This window comes from Pseudomonas sp. H3_D04, assembly GCF_054669175.1.
In genome coordinates, this window is the sequence record NZ_CP162801.1 from 2,156,983 (window position 1) to 2,176,892 (window position 19,910).

At 61.3% G+C, this 19,910-nt stretch carries 18 protein-coding genes; 4 read left to right on the plus strand and 14 right to left on the minus strand.

Features of this window, described 5'->3' with window-relative positions; genetic code table 11:
• Positions 1–34: 34 nt before the first annotated feature.
• The 7 genes from AB4N91_RS10190 to AB4N91_RS10220 form a co-directional block, all read right to left on the minus strand.
• Complete coding sequence (locus AB4N91_RS10190; protein WP_010460992.1) at positions 35–697, minus strand: flavin reductase family protein; 663 nt, start codon at positions 695–697, stop codon at positions 35–37.
• Between the two features lie 12 nt (positions 698–709).
• A complete protein-coding gene (locus AB4N91_RS10195) occupies positions 710–2,197 on the minus strand; it encodes an amidohydrolase family protein (protein WP_460112383.1) in 1,488 nt (495 codons plus the stop codon).
• Complete coding sequence (locus AB4N91_RS10200; protein ID WP_083376562.1) at positions 2,194–3,390, minus strand: amidohydrolase family protein; 1,197 nt, start codon at positions 3,388–3,390, stop codon at positions 2,194–2,196. Before AB4N91_RS10200 ends, AB4N91_RS10195 begins: the two co-directional genes overlap by 4 nt.
• Before the next feature lie 133 nt (positions 3,391–3,523).
• On the minus strand, positions 3,524–4,585 hold the full coding sequence (locus tag AB4N91_RS10205) for an extracellular solute-binding protein (protein ID WP_460112384.1): 1,062 nt from the start codon (positions 4,583–4,585) through the stop codon (positions 3,524–3,526).
• Between the two features lie 17 nt (positions 4,586–4,602).
• Entirely contained in the window at positions 4,603–5,391 is a 789-nt protein-coding gene (locus AB4N91_RS10210; RefSeq protein WP_010460984.1) for an ABC transporter permease, read from the minus strand.
• Positions 5,388–6,305: an ABC transporter permease gene (locus AB4N91_RS10215; RefSeq protein WP_102593986.1), complete on the minus strand. Its 918-nt coding sequence runs from the start codon at positions 6,303–6,305 to the stop codon at positions 5,388–5,390. Before AB4N91_RS10215 ends, AB4N91_RS10210 begins: the two co-directional genes overlap by 4 nt.
• Position 6,306: 1 nt before the next feature.
• Complete coding sequence (locus tag AB4N91_RS10220) at positions 6,307–7,392, minus strand: ABC transporter ATP-binding protein (protein ID WP_460112385.1); 1,086 nt, start codon at positions 7,390–7,392, stop codon at positions 6,307–6,309.
• 140 nt (positions 7,393–7,532) lie between these two features.
• Between AB4N91_RS10220 and AB4N91_RS10225 the strand changes: the two genes are divergently transcribed.
• From AB4N91_RS10225 to AB4N91_RS10235, 3 genes are all read left to right on the plus strand, one after another.
• Entirely contained in the window at positions 7,533–8,222 is a 690-nt protein-coding gene (locus AB4N91_RS10225) for a GntR family transcriptional regulator (protein ID WP_010460977.1), read from the plus strand.
• Between the two features lie 146 nt (positions 8,223–8,368).
• Entirely contained in the window at positions 8,369–10,480 is a 2,112-nt protein-coding gene (locus AB4N91_RS10230) for a hybrid sensor histidine kinase/response regulator (RefSeq protein WP_460112386.1), read from the plus strand.
• 122 nt (positions 10,481–10,602) lie between these two features.
• On the plus strand, positions 10,603–13,230 hold the full coding sequence (locus AB4N91_RS10235; protein WP_460112387.1) for an excinuclease ABC subunit UvrA: 2,628 nt from the start codon (positions 10,603–10,605) through the stop codon (positions 13,228–13,230).
• A gap of 76 nt (positions 13,231–13,306) precedes the next feature.
• On the opposite strand, the gene AB4N91_RS10240 is transcribed toward AB4N91_RS10235, so the two are convergent.
• Genes AB4N91_RS10240 through AB4N91_RS10265 form a run of 6 tightly spaced genes read right to left on the minus strand, consistent with a single transcriptional unit; the run spans position 13,307 to position 18,734 of the window.
• On the minus strand, positions 13,307–15,250 hold the full coding sequence (locus AB4N91_RS10240; protein WP_102593989.1) for a response regulator: 1,944 nt from the start codon (positions 15,248–15,250) through the stop codon (positions 13,307–13,309).
• Positions 15,240–16,115 (minus strand): sensor histidine kinase, encoded by an 876-nt coding sequence (locus AB4N91_RS10245; protein ID WP_102593990.1) that lies wholly within the window; start codon positions 16,113–16,115, stop codon positions 15,240–15,242. The genes AB4N91_RS10240 and AB4N91_RS10245 overlap by 11 nt, the downstream gene beginning before the upstream one ends.
• Positions 16,108–17,118: an ATP-binding protein gene (locus AB4N91_RS10250; protein WP_154912254.1), complete on the minus strand. Its 1,011-nt coding sequence runs from the start codon at positions 17,116–17,118 to the stop codon at positions 16,108–16,110. Before AB4N91_RS10250 ends, AB4N91_RS10245 begins: the two co-directional genes overlap by 8 nt.
• Positions 17,115–17,519, minus strand: coding sequence for an anti-sigma regulatory factor (locus AB4N91_RS10255; protein WP_010460966.1), 405 nt, complete (start codon positions 17,517–17,519; stop codon positions 17,115–17,117). Before AB4N91_RS10255 ends, AB4N91_RS10250 begins: the two co-directional genes overlap by 4 nt.
• Complete coding sequence (locus AB4N91_RS10260; protein ID WP_010460963.1) at positions 17,516–17,878, minus strand: STAS domain-containing protein; 363 nt, start codon at positions 17,876–17,878, stop codon at positions 17,516–17,518. The genes AB4N91_RS10255 and AB4N91_RS10260 overlap by 4 nt, the downstream gene beginning before the upstream one ends.
• Before the next feature lie 4 nt (positions 17,879–17,882).
• The gene (locus tag AB4N91_RS10265; RefSeq protein WP_010460961.1) at positions 17,883–18,734 is read right to left on the minus strand and encodes an STAS domain-containing protein; all 852 of its coding nucleotides are present in this window, start codon (positions 18,732–18,734) and stop codon (positions 17,883–17,885) included.
• Positions 18,735–19,015: 281 nt separating this feature from the next.
• Here AB4N91_RS10265 and AB4N91_RS10270 point away from each other — a divergent pair, with 281 nt between their 5' ends.
• Positions 19,016–19,288 (plus strand): hypothetical protein, encoded by a 273-nt coding sequence (locus AB4N91_RS10270; protein WP_077749679.1) that lies wholly within the window; start codon positions 19,016–19,018, stop codon positions 19,286–19,288.
• Positions 19,289–19,342: 54 nt separating this feature from the next.
• Here the strand turns inward: AB4N91_RS10270 and AB4N91_RS10275 are convergent, their stop codons facing one another.
• Positions 19,343–19,864, minus strand: a complete 522-nt coding sequence (locus tag AB4N91_RS10275) for a DUF4142 domain-containing protein (protein ID WP_077749678.1) — start codon at positions 19,862–19,864, stop codon at positions 19,343–19,345.
• Positions 19,865–19,910 lie beyond the last annotated feature (46 nt).

Consider the following 19,910-nt stretch of genomic DNA (forward strand, 5'->3'; position numbering starts at 1 on the left):
CCACGCTGCGTGGGAACGATCAGTTAAGGGACGATCATTTGGTGACAGGCCAAAACCGCTCCCCACCCCCCGGCGCATCCGTCCACGCCTGCAACGACCGCGTCGGTAAATCGAAATAATCCCGGGTCCGCGCATAGCCATGCCCACCCATGCGCCCGATCGCATCCAGCCCCAGCTGATCGATGTACAAGGTTTTCGGGTCGATCAATTCGTCCCGCACATGCGCCATCAACACTTCCCCGAAGATAATTTCCCGCGACTGCCCGATGGACAGCGCCATCATCCGCCGACACTCCAACGCCACCGGCGCCTCGCCGATGCGCGGGCATTTGACCGTGGTGCCGGCAATCGCCGTCAGCCCCGCAGCCGTCAACTCATCGAAGCCGGGCGCGAAGGGCACCGCGCACACATTCATCGCCTCCACCAGCGCATCGCTGACGATGTTGACGGTGAATTCCTGATTGAGCTGGATGTTGCGGGTGGTGTCCTTGGGGCTTTGGTCGCCGTAGTTTTCCACGCCCAGCGCCAGGATCGGCGGGTCGGCGGACAGCGCATTGAAGAAACTGAACGGCGCGGCATTGATCCGGCCTTCGCCATCAATCGTGGTGACCAGCGCAATCGGCCGAGGCACCACGCTGCCGATCAAAATCTTGTATTTGTCCCGCGCACTCAATGTGCTGAAGTCGAAGCTTTGCATTGGCAGACATCTCTAAATAAGGGGATCGATTGCGCTCAACGGCGCGTCTGCGCTGTAGTCGTCGGCGAACGGAATGGCCGGTTTGAACAGGGTTTTCCAGTCGGGTCGGCCCATGGCCCGGTCGCTGTGGCTGCGCATCAGTTTTTCGAATTGTTGTTGGGCCTGGCGTTGCAGAGCGGGGTAATCGATGCCCTGAACATGGCCGTCTTGCATCACGCAGCGGCCGTCGATGTAACTGGCGATGCAGTCGTCACCGCGCCCGGCCAGCACCAGGTTTTTCAGCGGATCGAACAACGGCCCCAGGTGCAGGCCACGAAGGCTGAACACCGTGATGTCGGCCTTGGCCCCGGTTGCCAGGCGACCGAGATCATCGCGGCCCAAGGCTTTCGCACCGCCGAGGGTGGCGGCGTTGTACATGTCCAGCGTGGAGGTCAACGCATCGCCGCCCTCCATCAAACGGGCGATGTTCAATCCCTGGCGCATGTTTTCCAGTAGATCCGCCGGCCAGGTGTCAGTGCCCAAGGCGAAGTTGATGCCCTTGGCCCGATAGCGCCCAAACGAATTCAGTGCCTCACCGTCGCGAGCAAACACCACCGGGCAATGCACCAGGCTTGCGCCGCCATCCACCACCCGTTGCAGATCGTCATCGCCCGAGGTGTAGATGCCGTGGGGCAGCAGGCTTCGCGGGGTCAGCAGGTCCAGTTGCTGCAACCAGTGCAGCGGCGACACACCACGCAGTTGCTCGACCATCGCCACCTCGCCAAGCCCCTGGCAGCAATGCAAACGCATCGGCGCGCTCAATTCGCGACTCAGCGCAGCGGTGCGTTGCAGCAGCGCCGGGGTGCAGGTCTGGATGCGATCCGGCAACAAGGCGCCGCGAATCAAGCCTTGGTGCGCATCTTCGAAATCATGGAAAAACCGAACCGCCGCATCGAGTCCGGCCATTCCCCGGGCTTCATCCCAGTGATGCCCGAGGGTGCCATCGGCCCGCCAATAACTCATGCCGCTCATGTAGCAGGGGCCGAGGTAAGTGCGCAGCCCCAGTTCGGCCGCCACGCCGGCCACCGCTGCAAATTCGTCGTAGGTCTCGGCCCACTCGCGGTAGTACATCGAGGTGATTGGCAGGGCCGTGGTGATGCCGTTGCGGATCAACTGCGTGAAGGCGTAGCGGTATTTGAAGACTTCTTCATCGGGGTCGAAACTCTCGCGCGGACCGGCCGCCAGATAGTCCTCAGACCACATCCGGCCCATGTCGCGTTCATCGCCGTTGTCCAGCGTCAGCACCGTGGAATCCAGATCCCCTAGTGCGTCCAGATCGATGAAACCCGGGCCGATCAACGCATTGCCATAGTCGACCCACTGATCGACCGGCCCGGTAAAACCACGCCCGACAAACACAATGCGCGAACCTTCGAACACCACTTCGCCGTCGCGCCACAGCACATGCTGCGTGCCGTCGAAGCCGACCACGCAACTGGCCTTCAGACCGATGCATTTCACAAGCGGCTTTCCAGCAGCCGACCACCTGAGGCGATCAACTCACCGCCGCGATAAACCTGCCGCACGGGTCGAGAAACCACGGCTTCGCCCAAAGTCTGTACCGGCATCAGCAGGAAGTCCGCCGCTTGGCCGATCTCCAATCCATACCGTTCACAACCCAGCGCCCGGGCACCGTTCACCGTCGCCGCTTCGAACGCTGCGGCCAGTTCATCGTCCTTGTTCAAGTCAAAGCGCAAGGCCAGCAGCATTGCCCGTTCCAGCATGTCGCCGTTGCCCATCGGCGACCACGCATCGCGAATGCCGTCCGAACCCAGGCAGACATTCACGCCTGTTTCACGCAACGCAAGGAAAGGCGGCACCGCGCAATCGGCCGGCGCCGAACTCATCAGCGAAATGCTCAACGCCGCCAAGCGTTCGGCCAGCGGTTTGACCTGACTCCACGGCAACATCCCCAGGCAGTAAGCGTGACTGATCATCACCCGACCTTGCCGCCCGAAGCGCTCGGTGTAATCGGCGATCAACGCGATTTGCCACAGGCCCAGTTCACCTTTGTCATGCAGGTGAATGTCGACGCCACGGTCGAATTCGCTGGCCAGCTTGAACACGAAGTCGAGTTGCGCGACCGGGTCGTTGTCGATACCGCACGGGTCGAGACCGCCGACGTTTTCCACGCCCAGCGCCATGGCTTCGCGCATCAGTTCGGCGGTGCCGGGGCGGCTGATCAGGCCGGTTTGCGGAAACACCACCAGTTGCAGGTCGATCAGGTCGCGGTAGATGTCGCGCAGTTGTTGCATGGCCTCGACATGGCGCAGGCCGAATTCCGGGTCGATGTCGACGTGGCAACGCATCGTCAGCGAGCCACGGGCGATGCAGTTTTCCAGCAACGCGCCGGCACGATGGGCGATGGGCGCGTCAACTTCACGCAGGACGCGGCGCTCGTTGGCGATGTAGTCCTTGAGGGTCGGGCCGGCGCTGTTCGGGCGCCAGGGTTGGCCCCACAGGGTTTTGTCGAGGTGGACGTGACTTTCCACCAGGGCAGGGGTGAGGAGCTGGTGTTGGCCGTCGATGTCGGTGGCGGCCAGCGCGGTGTTGGAGGCCGGGCGGCGTTGTTTGAACAGGCCGTTTTCCAGCAGCAGGTCTTCGGCTGTGGCGCCGTAGGGGCGCACGTTGCGTAGCCAGCGGGGTTGAGTCATTGCATACACCTCAAATTTGATGGTGGATTGGCCGGCGTCTTCGCGGGCAAGCCTCGTTCCTACAAGGTTGCGCATTCCCCTGTAGGAACAAGGCTTGCCCGCCAAGGCCGCACCTCGGTCTAAAGCCAGGCACTCAGCCCTTGAGCTTCGACCAAACCCGATCCTGCAGCTCCCGCGCCTTGTTGCTGCACTCTTTCTCCGGCCGCAAGCGCGTGGCAAATTCGTCGGGCATGTTGATGGCGTCCATGACTTTCCACTTGGCGTCGAGCAGCTTGTCGCTCTGGATGCCGTTGGCGTAGGCAATGGAATTGGACACGGCGGCGGCGTTTTCCGGTTTCATCATCCAGTCGATGAAAATCTTCGCGTTACCGGGGTGCGGTGCGCTTTTCGGCACGGCGAAGTTGTCCTGGAACATCGCCAGGCCTTCGCGCGGATACACGTATTTGATGGTGCTCTTCTGCAAGGTGGCGCGTGCGGTCGAGCCGTTCCAGTTCTGCATCATGATCACTTCACCGGAGGCCATGCGGTCGACGGTGTTGTCCGAGCTGTACATCTTCAGGAACGGTTTCTGTTTTTGCAGCAGTTCGAGGATGCGCTTGGCGTCCTGCGGGTTTTCGCTGCATTCGTCGACGTTCAGGTAATGGCTGGCGGCGTTGATCACGCTGCTGGAAGTGTCGAGGGCGGCGAGTTGCCCTTGCAGTTCCTTGCGCGGTTCGAAGAACTCTTTCCACGAATCGTCGAGCTTGCCGCCGGGCACGCGCGCGCTGTCATAGGAGAACCCGGTGGTGCCCCACAAATACGGTGCGGAGAACTTGCGGCCGGGGTCGAATACCGGATCGCGGAATGCGGGTTTCACGTATTGAAAGTTGGGCAGGGTGGAGGCGTCGATTTCCAGCAGCAGGTTCTGGTTGATCAAGGTGCGCATGATCGACTGCGACGGCACGATCACGTCATACGCCGCGCCACCGGCCTGCAACTTGGCCAGCAAGGTTTCGTTGCTGTCGTAGCCGTCCATGGTGACCTTGATCCCGGTCTCCTTTTCGAACTTGGCCAGCAGGTCGACCGGGTAATAATCGGTCCAGTTGTAGAAAAACAGTTCCTTGGGTTCGGCGGCGTGCGCGCCGAACGCAGTGAGTGCAGTGAAGCAGCTTAGGGCCAGACCGGCGACAGCGGGACGCATGCTTTTTGTTTTCATTCGAGAACGCTCCAGGCTCATTGTTGTTTACCGCGCTGTCCCAGCCAGAAGGCCAGCACCACCAGCACGATGGAAATCAACAGCATCAGGGTCGAGATCGCATTGATCTCCGGTGTTACGCCGGCCTTGATTGCCGAGAAGATGTACACCGGCAAGGTGGTCGAACCCGGGCCGGCGACGAAGAAGGTCATGATGAAATCGTCGAGGCTGACCACGAACGCCAGCACCGAACCGGACAGCACTGCCGGCCACAACAGCGGAAGCGTCACCCGGCGGAAAACCTGCCACGGGTTGGCGTACAAGTCGTTCGCCGCCTCCAGCAGGCTCTTGTCCAGATCATTCAGGCGTGCGCGGATCGGCAGGTACGCGAAGGGAATGCAGAAGCCGATGTGCGCGACGATCACCGTCAGCAAACCGAGCTTGATTCCCAGCGCCATGAACAGCAGCAGCGTGGCCACGGCGGTGACGATTTCCGGCAGGATCAGCGGCAGGTTGATCCCGCCCTCGACCATCTTCTGTCCATAGAACGGCCGGTACGTCGCCAATGCCGCGAGCAGCGCAATCGCCGTGGCGCAGACCGTGGCGATGCTGGCGACGATGATCGAATTCAATGCCGCCGTCTGGATCGACGGGTTGGCCAGAATCCGTCCGTACCAGGCGAACGAAAACTCGGTCCACACCGTCGCCGAGCGGTTGGCGTTGAAACTGTAGGCGATCAGAACGAAGATCGGCACGTACAGATAGGCCAGGATCAGCAGGCTGACTTCGCGGGTCAGTGGCAGTTTTTTCAGGTGCAGGGCGATCATGCGGTGGCTCCCCGACGTAGTGTTTTGGCAGCGCTGCGGCTATAGAGGGCGTAACCCACCAGCGACAGCAGCAGAATCCCCAGCAACAGGAACGACAGCGAACTGCCCAGCGGCCAGTTGCGCGCGGTGCCGAACTGCTGCTGGATCAGGTTGCCGATCATCAGCGTCTTGCCACCGCCGAGAATCGCCGGGGTGATGAAGGCCCCCAGGCTCGGCACAAACACCAGCAGGGCACCGGCAATCACCCCCGGCATCGACAGCGGCAGGATGATCCGCTTCAGCGCATGCCAGCGATTTGCACCGAGGTCGTAGGCGGCTTCCACCAGGCGCCAGTCGAGTTTTTCCAGGGTCGAATAGATCGGCAAAATCATGAACGGCAAGAAGCTGTAGACCAGCCCGACACAGACGGCGAAGTCGTTGTAGAGCAGGGTGATGCCGCCGGCCTGGGGGAACAGCGCGTTGAGGCTTTGCGCGACCCAGCCGTGCTCGCGCAGGATGATCAGCCAGGCGTAGTTGCGGATCAGCAGGTTGGTCCAGAACGGGATGGTAATCAGCAAGACCATGAGGTTGCGCCGACGCGGCGTGAGGCTCGACATCCACAAGGCCACCGGAAAGCCGAACAGGAAACACAGCATGGTGGTGCCACCCGCCTGGAACACCGAGCGCAACAACGCCTGGGCGTAGACCCAGTTCAGTTCCAGTTCACCGTCGAATCCTTCCTGGAAAAACAGCTGCACGTAGCTTTGCAATTGCCAGTCGGCCTGCCAGTCGACGCCGCCGTACACATTGCGCGGCAACAGGCTGATGTAGCCCATGATCCCCAGCGGAATCGCGATCAGCGCCAGCAAGGTCAGAATCACCGGGCTCAGTAACAGGGCGCGGTTGAGGGCGGGAGAAGTGCTGCTGACGCTCATCTCAGGCCTCCATCAACAGGCAGGCGTGGGGCGGCAGATTGACCGCCACGCGATCACCGACCACCCGGCCACGGTTCAGGCCTTCGTTGTTTTCGCGCAGCATGACCTTGATGTCGTTGTTCAAGCGGCACTGATAAAGCGTCGCGGTGCCGACATACAACACCGCTTCGATTACGCCGCGCAGGTGATGCGGTTGCGCCGGATCGACCAGTTGCGAACGTTCCGGGCGAAAGGCCAATTGCACCTTGGCGCCGTCGAAGCCTTGAGCCGGGCAAGGAATTTCCACCGGCATGCCGCTCGGCACGAAGAGTTTTTCGTTCTGCTGGCCGCGCTTGAGGTGTCCGGGGAGGAAGTTGATGTCGCCGATGAACTGGGCGACGAATTGATGTTGCGGGCGTTCGTAAATGTCGTTGGGCGTGCCGATCTGCAGAATCTTGCCGGCGGACATCACGGCAATGCGATCAGACAGCGTCAGCGCTTCTTCCTGATCATGCGTCACGAAAATGAAGGTGATGCCGGCTTCCTTCTGTACGCGCTTGAGTTCGACCTGCATTTCCTTGCGCAGCTTGAGGTCCAGCGCCGACAGCGGCTCATCCAGCAACAGTACTTTGGGTTTCGGCGCCAGGGCCCGGGCCAGGGCTACGCGTTGCTGTTGACCGCCAGACAATTCGGCCGGTTTGCGCCTGGCCAGGTGTTGCATTTGCACCAGCGCCAGCATCTCATCGACACGCTGGGCAATTTGCTTGTGATCAAGACCCTGCATCTCGAGGCCGAAGGCGATATTCTGCGCGACACTCATGTGCGGAAACAGCGCGTAGCTCTGAAAGACGGTGTTGACCCGACGCTTGAACGGCGGCAAATCGTTGACCGGTTCGCCCGCCAGACGGATCTCGCCGTCGCTGACATGTTCGAAGCCAGCGATGGTGCGCAGGAGGGTGGTTTTGCCGCAGCCGGAAGGGCCGAGCAGGGTGAAGAATTCGTTGTCGGCAATGTCGACTGATACGTTGTCGAGGGCTGGAGCCAGTCCCGGATCGTCGGAATACCGTTTAAAGACGTTACGCACTTCGATAGCTATTGGTTGACCCATAATGGTGCAATCCTCTAATTATTGTATGCAATATCTGGATGCAATCTACAAATAACCGGATTAATCTGCCCGTGCAACCCCCTTTTTCAAAGGCTGCTCATCGCCTGGGGCCGGTTGTTTAGCGCTAAAGGAGGGTTGAAATGACCGATAAGAAACTCGAAACCACGGTCGACCGCGTCTACCAAGGGGTTTACGAGGCGATCAGCAAACGTTCGTTGCGCCCCGGCATGAAGCTCGGAGAGGCTTCGCTGGCCGAACTTTTTAATGTCAGCCGCACGTCGGTTCGTGCCGCGCTCAAGCAATTGGAAGCGGATGGGCTGGTCACCACCGAGCCCAATAAGGGGGCGTCGGTGTCGTTGCCCAGCGACGAAGAGATCCGTTCGCTGTTCGAAACCCGGCGGTTGATCGAGATCGGAATCGTCAGCGAACTCTGCCGTCGTCGGGACACCGCGGTGACCCAGGACTTGCGCGATCATTTGTTGCTGGAAGATGAAGCGCACCGCAGCGGCGACCACGAACGGCTGATTCATCTGCTCGGCGAGTTCCACATCAAACTCGCGCGAAGCCTGAACAACCCGGTGCTGCTGGACTGGTTCCAGAAGCTGATTTCCCGCGCCTCGCTGTACGCCGCCGCCCTCGATGACGACAGCCATGAGGCGTGCCGCGATGACGAACACCTTCGGCTGATCGAGTACATCGAGGCCGGCAATCAAAGCGCGGCCATCGAGCTGACCTGCATGCATTTGAATGGTATCGAGAAGGCGATCCTCGACGTTGCCGCCACACTGAAAACCGGCTACCACCCGCTCAAGCACCTGATTGAGGTCTAGCGTTCGCCACAAGAGCCCGCACGGTTTGAATCGGCTAACCTCATATGAAACCATTGGCGTCGGCGATGCTCGAAACAAACGGGCACGCGCCGTCCTCGCACTGCGATCCCGCATTTCAGTCACTCACAGGGACAAAGAGCCAGTCGATGCAGTTTCTATCTGATAGCCACGGGTGTGCCGGCTGGAACGGTGAAATGGCCGGGCGCATCCGCGCGTTCGACTGGAGCCGGACCGAGCTTGGAAACATCGACACCTGGCCCGCCAGTCTGTGCAGCACGGTGCGGCTGATGCTCGCGTCGCCACTGCCGATGGTGATGCTCTGGGGGCGCGAGGGCTACATGATCTATAACGATGCCTACTCGACGTTTGCCGGTGGCCGCCATCCGTATCTGCTGGGCTCGCCGGTCGAGTTGGGTTGGCCGGAAGTGGCCGAGTTCAATCGACATGTGGTGGATACATGCCTGGCCGGCGGCACCTTGTCCTATCGTAATAAATTGCTGGAATTGCTACGCGACGGGGTCCCCGAAGACGTCTGGCTGGACCTCTATTACAGCCCTGTCGCCGATGATGAAGGGCGCCCCGCCGGGGTCATGGCGATGGTCGTTGAAACCACTGAATATGTGATCTCCGAACGCCGGCGCCAGGAAGCCGAAGACGCCTATCGCGCCGACAACGAACGGGTGCGCCTGGCGCTCAATGCCGGGGCTTTGCTCGGCTCGTTCGTCTGGGACATCAAGGGCAACGTGCTGTCCGGTGATGAGCGCTTCGCCCGGACGTTCTCCTACCCGACCGAGCAGAACCTGGCCGACCTGCCCGCCGACATTGCTGAAGCCAAGATTCATCCCGACGACCGCAGCTGGGTCCAGGAACGGGTCAGTCAGTCAGTGGCGACCGGCGAGCCCTTCAACGCCGAGTACCGGGTCTTGCGCCCCGACGGCAGCTATTTGTGGGTGCAGGCGAGCGGCTGCTGCGAGTTCAACGAGCAGGGCGAGCCGTTCCGCTTCCCCGGCGTGTTGATTGACATTCATGAACGCAAGATTGCTGAAGATTCTCTGCTCAAATTCACCCGCAACCTGGAACAGCGCGTGGCCGACGAAGTCGATGCGCGGCTGGCGGCTGAAGAGCAACTGCGCCAGTCGCAGAAGCTCGAAGCCATCGGCGGCCTCACCGGCGGCGTGGCCCACGACTTCAATAACCTGCTGCAGGTGATCGCCGGCAACCTGCACCTGCTGGCGCGGCATGAGCCGGACAACGCCAACGTGCAGCGCCGGGTCAGTGCGTCGATTGCGGCCGTCGAGCGCGGCGCCAAACTGTCTTCGCAATTGCTCGCGTTTGCCCGCCGGCAACCTTTGTCGCCGGCGGTGTGCGACCCACAACTGATATTCGAAGGGCTGGGTGAGCTGTTGCAACGAGCGCTGGGGGAAACCATCCAGATTGATGTGCAGGTGCCGCAAGAACCTTGGTACATCAACGTCGACCGCAACCAGTTGGAAAACGCCATTCTCAACCTTGCGATCAATGCCCGTGACGCCATGCAGGGCGAAGGGACCATTGAGCTGAGCGCCGGGAATGTCGCGCTCGATCGTAAATTCTGTGCCGGTAAGGGCATCGCGGCGGGCGATTATGTGCGTGTCGCGGTGGCCGACAGCGGCGCCGGTATGTCGCCCGAAATACTCGGGCAGGCGTTCGAGCCGTTTTTCACCACCAAGGCCGATGGTCAGGGCACGGGGTTGGGACTGAGCATGGTGTTCGGTTTCGTCAAACAGAGCGGCGGGCACATCGAGATCTCCAGCATCGTCGGGCAGGGCACTCGGGTGCAGCTTTACTTCCCGCGCAGCTTGCGTGCGTTGCCCAGTGAAACAACATTACGTAATACACCCCGGCAGGGCGGGCACGAAACCATCCTGGTGGTGGAGGACAACGAAGCGGTGCGCAGCTCGGCGGTGGAATTGCTGAGCGAAGAGGGCTATCAGGTCCTCACCGCGGCCAACGGCGACCAGGCGATGCAGATGTTGCTGGAGGGCGTGCGGGTGAACCTGATTTTCACCGATGTTGTCATGCCCGGCCTGATCAAAAGCTCGGACCTGGCAGCCTGGGCCAAGGTGCAGAATCCCCCGGTGGCGGTGCTGTTTACCTCCGGCCACACCCGGGACATCATCTCGCGCAATCACCAGCTCAGCCCGGATACCCATCTGCTGAGCAAACCTTATGGGCCCGAAGCCCTGACACACATGATCCACACCGTCCTCAGTGGCTGACCACGCACACATTATGGGGGGTTGAATGATCGTTCCCTCGCTCTGCGCGGGAATGATCAGGCGGGAGCACGCTCGCTCCCACAGGATTTTGTGTTTTTTCTGCTATCCAATAAGGGCTCACGATGACTTCAACGCGTACCTCCAATCCTCCTTCCGGCATGGTCAGGGTACGCGGTGCCCGGGAACACAACCTCAAGAACATTGACGTCGACATTCCACGGGATGCCCTGGTGGTGTTCACCGGCGTCTCGGGGTCGGGCAAGTCGTCGCTGGCGTTTTCCACGCTGTACGCTGAAGCGCAGCGCCGCTATTTCGAATCCGTGGCGCCCTACGCGCGGCGGCTTATCGATCAGGTCGGTGTGCCGGACGTGGATTCCATCGAAGGCCTGCCCCCGGCCGTGGCCCTGCAACAGCAGCGCGGCACGCCGAGTACGCGGTCTTCGGTGGGCAGCGTGACGACGCTGTCGAGCCTGATCCGCATGCTGTACTCCCGGGCCGGGAGTTATCCGCCGGGGCAGCCGATGCTGTATGCCGAGGACTTCTCGCCCAACACGCCTCAAGGCGCCTGCGCCGAATGTCATGGCCTGGGCCGGGTGTATGAAGTCACCGAAGCCTTGATGGTCCCGGACCCGAGCCTGACCATCCGCCAACGGGCGGTGGCGTCCTGGCCCACGGCGTGGCAAGGGCAGAACCTGCGCGACATCCTGGTGACGATGGGCTACGACGTCGACAAACCCTGGAGCGATCTGCCGAAAAAGCAGCGTGACTGGATCCTCTTCACCGAGGAAACACCGACTGTTCCGGTGTATGCCGGGCTCACCCCGGAAGAAACCAAAGTGGCGCTCAAACGCAAAATGGAGCCCAGCTACCAGGGCACCTTCACCGGCGCCCGACGCTACATCCTGCACACGTTCAGCCACTCGCAAAGTGCATTGATGAAGAAGCGCGTCGCGCAATTCATGCTCGGCAGTCCTTGCCCGTTGTGCGACGGTAAACGGCTCAAGCGCGAGGCGTTGTCGGTGACCTTTGCCGGCTATGACATCGGCGAGTTGTCGCAGATGCCGTTGCTGCAAGTGGCCGAGGTGCTGAAACCGGTGGCGGCCCACAGCTACCTTGAACAGGCCGATGAGGCGGGCGAGGTGTTGACTCACCGTCAGACTCGTGAGGCCCGTGAACAGCGCGTGGCCCACGGCGCCAGCGGCCATGCCAACGCGCCGGATGTGCGGCATACGCCTAACTTGTCGGTGGAGAAACGCCTGGCCGCGCAACGCATCGCCCAGGATTTACTGGAACGGGTCAGCACGTTGACCGATCTGGGACTTGGTTATCTGGCGCTGGAGCGCAGCACGCCGACACTGTCGTCCGGCGAATTGCAACGGCTGCGCCTGGCCACGCAATTGGGTTCGCAGTTGTTCGGCGTGATCTACGTGCTGGATGAACCGTCGGCCGGTCTGCATCCGGCCGATGGGGAAGCGCTGTTCGAAGCGCTGCAACGCTTGAAGGCGGCTGGCAATACGTTGTTTGTGGTTGAACATGACCTGGAAACCATGCGCCGTGCGGACTGGCTGATCGATGTCGGCCCGGCGGCGGGTGAGCATGGCGGTCGGATCCTCTACAGCGGACCGCCACAGGGGCTGACCGAAATCAAAGATTCCCAGACCCGCGCCTACCTGTTCGCCGAGCAAGTCACCGAAGCCAGAACCAGCCGCAAGCCGACCGATTGGCTGCGCCTGGAAGGTATCACGCGCAATAACCTGAACGACCTCGGCGTCGAGTTTCCCTTGGGGTGTTTTACCTCGGTGACCGGCGTTTCCGGTTCCGGCAAATCAAGCCTGGTCAGTCAGGCCTTGCTCGAGTTGGTGGGTGCGCATCTGGGGCGCGCGACCAGCGCCAGCGAACCTGAAGAGTTGAGCCTTGAGGACGATGCGCCACAAGTCAGCGGCGGTCAGGTCACGGCGGGGCTGGAATCGATCAAGCGCCTGGTGCAGGTCGATCAGAAACCCATCGGCCGCACGCCGCGCTCGAACCTGGCGACCTACACCGGGCTGTTCGACAACGTGCGCAAACTGTACGCCGCCACCCCCCAGGCGCAGACCGAGGGCTACGACGCCGGGCAGTTCTCGTTCAACGTCGCCAAAGGCCGTTGCCCGACGTGCGAAGGCGAAGGCTTTGTCAGCGTTGAGTTGCTGTTCATGCCCAGCGTCTATGCACCGTGTCCGACGTGCCATGGCGCTCGCTACAACCCCGAGACGCTCGCGATCGTCTGGCAAGGTCTGAACATTGCCCAGGTCTTGCAATTGACCGTGGACGAAGCGGTCGAGGTGTTCGCAGAGCAACCGGGCATTCGCCGTTCGCTGGAAGTGCTGCGCGACATCGGCCTGGGCTATCTGCGCCTCGGCCAGCCAGCCACGGAACTCTCGGGTGGCGAAGCCCAGCGCATCAAACTGGCCACCGAGCTGCAACGCAACCAGCGCGGGGCGACGTTGTATGTGCTCGACGAGCCCACCACCGGCTTGCATCCAAGGGACGTTGACCGGCTGCTCGAACAGTTGAATACGCTGGTCGCGGCGGGGCACACGGTGATTGTGGTGGAGCATGAAATGCGCGTGGTGGCGCAGAGTGACTGGGTGATTGATATCGGGCCGGGGGCGGGGGATCAGGGCGGCAAGATTGTCGTTGCCGGCACGCCGCAGAAAGTCGCCAGGAGCAAGAAGAGCAGGACTGCGCCGTTCCTGGCCCGGGTCCTATGATCGTTCCCACGCGTGGGAACGATCAAAATCCGGTTATCGTTCTTCGCGGGCGAGCCTCGCTCCTACAGGATGGGTGTCAGGCGCAATCGAGCGTGCGTCGGACTTTGTCCAACAGCTCATTGATCTGAAACGGCTTGATCAGCATCTCCATGCCATCGCCGAGGAATACCTGGCGATTGATCGCGTTCTCCGCGTAGCCGGTCATGAACAGGATCGGCAAGCCTTCGCGCCAGCCTCGGGCGACATCGGCCAGCTCCCGGCCGTTCATGCGCGGCAGTCCCACGTCTGTGAGCATCAGATCAATCGAGGGGTCGTTCTGCAGGCGTTCAAGGGCGCCTTCGATATCGCCCACCTGCGTGCAGCGATACCCGGCATCCACCAACACCTCGGCAACGAACATGCGCACTGACGGCATGTCTTCGACAATCAGTACATGCTCGCCCGCGCCCTGTTGATCGACGGTCGCCGGTTCCGCTTCCGTGGTGGTCGGGTCGGCGCTGGCGGGCAACATGATCGTGACTTCGGTGCCGCGACGGGCCACGCTGCGGATGTGCGCATCGCCCCCCGATTGCCGGGCGAACCCGTAAATGCTCGACAACCCCAACCCGGTGCCCTGGCCCAGTGGCTTGGTGGTAAAAAACGGGTCGAACACCTTGTCGATCACACTGTGTTCGATGCCCGTCCCGTCATCGCGCACTGACAGGGCGACATATGCCCCGTCCGCCAGTTTCAGGTCGCCGTGGGAATACGCCGCATAGGTGCTGACCCAGATATTTCCGCCTTGGGGAAGGGCGTCGCGGGCGTTGATCACCAGGTTGAGCACGGCGCTTTCCAGCTGGATCGGGTCGACCAGGGCAATCGCGGCCTTGGAGGTCAGTTCGAGTTTGAGCGCAATGTGTTCGCCGATGGTGCGCACCAGCAGTTCCTCAAGGGAACGGATGTGTTCGTTGATGTCCACCGGACGCGTATTGAGCGGTTGCTGGCGCGCGAACGCCAACAAGCGATGGGTCAGCGAGGCGGCGCTCATGGCCGAGTTCAGCGCCGCTTCGGCATAGAACTGGACCTTGTCGGTACGCGAATCGGCCACCCGTTTCTGGATCAGTTCCAGGCTGGTGATGATGCCGGTCAGCAGGTTGTTGAAGTCATGGGCGATGCCGCCCGTCAGCTTGCCCAGCGCGTCCATTTTCTGCACTTGCAGCAACTGGCTCTCGGTGCGCACGCGTGCGGCGATCTCGTGTTCCAGTTGCGAGGTGGCATCGTCGAGACGGGCCAGGTGCGAGCGCTCGCGATGGCGATGCTCGGTGACATCTTCGACGAATACCAGGCTTAGTTCAGGGGTGCGATACGGCGAAATCTGCCACTCGGTTTCCCGCAGCTCCCCGTCGATGCGCATATTCAGCGTGCCTTTCCAGCGTTCACCCGCCGTCAGGCGCACCCGCAATTCATCGAGGATCGACTCCTGTTGCTCGGCGAAGCATTCACGCAAGCTCTGTGGATCGCGATTGTCCTGAATCAGTCGGGCGAAGGCGTGATTGCATTCGTGGACTTTGAATTGCGCGTCGAGCACCGCGATGGGGGCCGAGACGTTGACGAAAATCTCCCGAAAACGCGCCTCGCTTTCTCGCAGGGCGTTTTCCGTTTCACGCACCCGCAGCAGGGTGCGCAGGGTGGCCAGCAATACGTCCGGGTCCACGGGATGGATCAGGTAGGCATCGGCCCCGGCGTCCAGGCCAGTGATGATGTCGCCGGTCTGGATCGACGCCGCCGACACGTGAATCACTGGCAACAGCGCCGTGGCCGGCTCCGAACGCAGCTTGCGCACGATATCGAAGCCACTCATGTCCGGCAGGTTGACATCCAGGATCAGCGCGTCGATCAATTCGCTGTCGATCAGCGCCAGGCCGTCGCCGCCGGTCCCGGCTTCGAGCACGAGGTAACCGTGGCGTTCCAGGCGTCGACGCAGGGCATAGCGGGTGGCGACGTTGTCATCGACGATCAACAGGCGGATGTCACGTTTCATCGGCGGGCTCCATGGCGATGGCCAGCGGGATGATCACGAAAAAGGTCGAGCCGACCCCGGGCGTGCTTTCTACCCCGACGTCGCCTCCCAGCAGCGCGGCGAAGCGTTTGCACAAAGACAAGCCCAGACCAGTACCGCGCAAGCGTTTCTGCAAGGGCGAATCGACTTGGGAAAAGTCCTCGAACAATGCGCCATGTAGCTCGGCAGCGATACCTATTCCTGTATCCGTGACGGCAAAGCGCACGTGGCTGGAGCCTTCGAGCGAGGCCGAGACCCGCACTTCACCGCGTGTGGTGAATTTCAGCGAGTTGGAAATAAAGTTGCGCAGGATCTGCGCGAGCTTCTTGTCATCGGTGTACAGGCGCGGCAGGCCAACCGGTTCTTCAAAGATCAAGTCCACGGCGGATGCATTGACGATCGGGCGAAACATGCCGCGCAGGGCGGCGAACAGGTCGAACATGTCGAACCAGGCGGGCGAGATGGTGATGCGCCCGGCCTCGATTTTCGCCAGGTCGAGCAAGTCGTCGACCATGTCGCTCAGTTCCCGCGCGGCCGTGCTGACGAATGCGACCTGCTTGTGCTGCTCGGGGCTGAGCGGGCCGTCGAGTTCATCGGTCAGCAGGCTGGCGATGCTCAGGATCGAGCCCAAGGGCGTGCGAAACTCGTGACTCATGTAGGACAGGAAGCGGCTCTTGAGGTCCGACGCCTGACGCAGTTCTTCGGCCTGGTTGTCGAGTTCGGCGTAGAGCGCGAGCACGCCCTGATTGGTTTCGTCGAGCTCTTCGCGCAGCGCCGTGGCTTCACTTTGCAAGCGCTCGATCAATGCCGATTGTTCTTCGATCGGCAGCAGGGGCGATTCAGCCATGGGCAGCCTCCAGTGCAACGACCAGTACCGTTACATCGTCCCGGTCGCGACAGAAGTCGCGATGCAGGACCGCGGCGATCACGGCGGGATGGCGGTACACCAGTCCGGGGTAATCGTGGAGGTTCCAACGGGATTGCAGGCCGTCGCTGTACATGATCAATAGATGTCCGTTCACATGAGCGTAGTCAAAGGGTTGGGCTTTGCGGTATTGCCCGCCGACGATTCCCGGATGGGACGCCAGGCCACGGGACTTGTCCGCACTGATCAGGCTGCCGCCGATATTGCCGATACCGGTGAATCTCAGCGTACCGAGGTGACCGTCGAACTGCGCAATCGCCAGCGCACCGCCGCGGGTGCCTGTCATGGCCTGGTGAATGTCTTCGAGCAGGTACACCGGCGAGGCAAAAGGGGCCAGGGCGAAAGCTTTTTCACCGGCGCGGGCGGCGCGTTCGGCTTCTTCGCCATGACCCAGGCCGTCGATCACCAACGCGCTGAGGTTCGCCCCGTCGAACGCCAGGTGCCAGACATCGCCGCACGCCGGGTCGTTGTGCAGCGAGTGTTGGCTGATGCCGATGCGCAAGTCGGCGGCCTTGCTGGCGCGTGGGTATAACCGGGCCAATAACACGGTGCCGCGCGAGTCGGTATGAACATCGAAGACTTCCGCCTGGCGCGATACTGCCCCCAGGCCAATGCCCTGCGTACCGCCCGTGGAAAACCCGTCCGTCATGCACGCCTGCAGGTCAAAGCCTTGGGCACGGTCCACTGCGAGTATCTCGATGCCGTTGGCGCTGCTGCCCGGCAGGATGCGCAGGTGCAATTCGCCCCTGGCCGCATGCTTGAGCACGTTGCTGGCTAATTCAGTGGCCACCAGCGCCACGCGTCCAGCATCCGTCGCGTCGAAACCGTTGTCTTCGGCGAGCTTCTGCGCCGTGCGCCGGGCATGGCCGATCTGGCTGCTGTCCTCGATCAACAGCACTTGGGTCAGCGACCCCCCGATGTTCATGTCCATCGGGTGATCGTGATGCGAGTGCCCTGTCCGGGTACGGTGTCCAGTTCGAACTCATCCACCAGCCGTTTCGCGCCGGTCAGGCCAAGGCCCAGGCCGCTGCCGGAAGTCCAGCCGTCGGTCATTGCCAGTTTGATGTCCGGGATGCCCGGGCCTTCATCTCGAAACGTCAGGCGCAGGCCGACCCGCGAGTTTTCGTCGAGGATCTGCCAGTCCATGTCGCCACCGCCGCCATAGACCATGGTGTTGCGCGCCAGCTCGCTGACGGCGGTCACCAGTTTGGTCAGGTCGATCAGGCGCATGCCGCACTCGGTGGCCAGCTTGCGCGCCGTCTGCCGGGCCAGGACCACGTCCTGCTCGATTTGAATGGGCTGAGTGCCGCTGCTGCGCAGGGTCATTGCTCGCGTACTCGTTCCTGGAGCAGTTTCATCCCGCGCTCGACGTTCAGCGCGGTGCTGACGCCGGGCAAGGTCAGCCCGAGCTCTACCAGCGTGATCGCGACCGCAGGCTGCATGCCGACCAGCACGGTCTGGGCATCCATGATTTTCGACAGGCCGGAGATGGTGCCGATCATTCGACCGATAAACGAGTCGACCATGTCCAGCGCCGAGATGTCGATCAACACGCCGCGAGCGGAAGTCTTGCTGATGCGTTCGGAGAGATCGTCCTGGAGCATGAGGGCAAGCTGGTCATGCATGTCGACCTGAATGGTCACCAGCAGGAAGTCGCCCATCTGCAAAATCGGAATGCGCTCCATCGTCTTAAACCGTCTTGCTGACGGTGATTCCCAGACGGGTCAGGGCCAGTTTCAGGGCATCGGCCAGGTTGGCCTTGGTGACCACGCCTTGCAGGTCCAGCCCGAGGTGAACGATGGTCTGTGCGATCTGCGGACGCACGCCGCTGATGATGCAATCGGCGCCCATCAGGCGAATTGCGGTCACGGTTTTGAGCAGGTGCTGAGCCACCAGGGTGTCAACGGTCGGCACACCGGTGATGTCGATGATGGCGATTTCCGAGCCGGTATCGACGATGCGTTGCAGCAGCGATTCCATCACCACCTGGGTGCGTTGCGAGTCCAGGGTGCCGATCATCGGCAGGGCGAGGACGCCATCCCAGAGCTTGACCACCGGGGTGGAGAGTTCCAGCAGTTCTTCCTGCTGACGCTTGATCACTGCTTCGCGGGATTTCTGGAAGGTACGGATGGTGTGCATGCCCAGCGCGTCGAGCAGCTCGGACACTTGCCAGAGCTGTTCGGCCAGTACCCCCGGATTTTCTTTGTAGTGAGACTGCAGCAGGGAAAACAGCGGACCTTTCAGTGAAAAAATGAAACTGGCGGTCTGGTGCGAATCCTGGCCGAGCAGGGCGCGGCTGTGGGAGAGTTTTTCGAGGAACTGACGAGCCTCATCCCAACCCGGCGCGGCGATGTTGGGACCGTTGCCGTTTTCCAGGCCAGCGGTCACCAGTTGCAGGAAATCCGAGGTTTGCTGCTTGAGATCGTGGTCTTTGACATTACGATTGGCACCACCGGCTTCCAGGCTCTTGATCCATTCCCCAAGCAAATACGTGTGGTTGTTTTTCATCGCGTCGAGTGTGTTGATCTGCATTGCTGCCATGTCCTTGTGCTCCTGAAAGATGGCGGGCCGATTCCCCAAAAACGATCGACCCGAATCAGTGACATTTGCCGTCTGAAATAGTTGTTCGTCCCGACAAGAATTTTTCGTCCTGGCCGGCATTTGCCCGGTAACTCTAGTCGGCACTGCCGCAGACGGCGATTTTTTGACCTTGAGCCTGACGTTGCCTGTCCATTGGATTGAACCCCTGTCCCGGGGTGGCTTCGAACCTTTAAGCCCCCGGCTGTTTGAATCGTGGGCTAGCCGTTACGAGCGAGGTGTGTATGAAAGACGAATCGACACAACAACAGGATCAATCGGGGATGCCGGTCGACCGCAATGACCCGGCGATTGACCCGCAGACGCCGGGTGAGGGTGCGCCAGGCGGTCAGCGTCAGAGCCAATCCTCCGACTCAGAAAGCGCCGACGCAGCGGTGGATCAGAAGAACCGCCATACCGACAATGACAACGAGTTCAGCCCCGGCTTCAAACCGAATCCCGACCGGCCGAAACCCGGCGATGACACGGATGCCGACATCGATACCGATGGCGGCTAGTGTCGGCAGTATGCAGAAACGCCGCATCCATCGATGCGGCCTTCTTTTTACCGGTTATTTGCTGGGGTGGGCGGCCTGGAGCTCTTTCGCCATCTCCAGGTGTTTTTCCAGTGCCGGCAGCATTTTTTGCGCGAAACCTTTCAAATCGGTGGCGCCTTTGACCTTGTCGTCCGTCACTGTGTTGGCCTGTTTTTCGAACAGCTTGATCGTGTCTTCGTGGGCCTTCACTTGGTTATTGGCGTAGGCCGCGTCGAAGGACTCGTCCCGCATGTCGAGGATTTTTTCCTTGGCCTGTTTGACCAGCGTCGTCTCGTCCGGGACCTCGATGTCATTCTTTTTCGCCAGGGCCGCCAGTTCATCGTTGGCCTTGGAATGATCGGTGATCATCATGTTGGCGAATTTCTTGATGTCGGCCGATGAGCTTTTTTCCAGCGCCAGTCGGCTGGTCTCGATTTCCGCAATGCCACCTGCGGCCGCGTTGTCGACAAAGTCATTGGAAGTGGCAGCAAAAGCTGTGCCCATGCTGGTGCTCAAGGCGACGGCCAGGGCGAGATGGCGCAGGGTGAATCCGTCCATTGGTCATTCTCCACACAGGGTTCGGGTTAGCGATCGAGGTGATCGT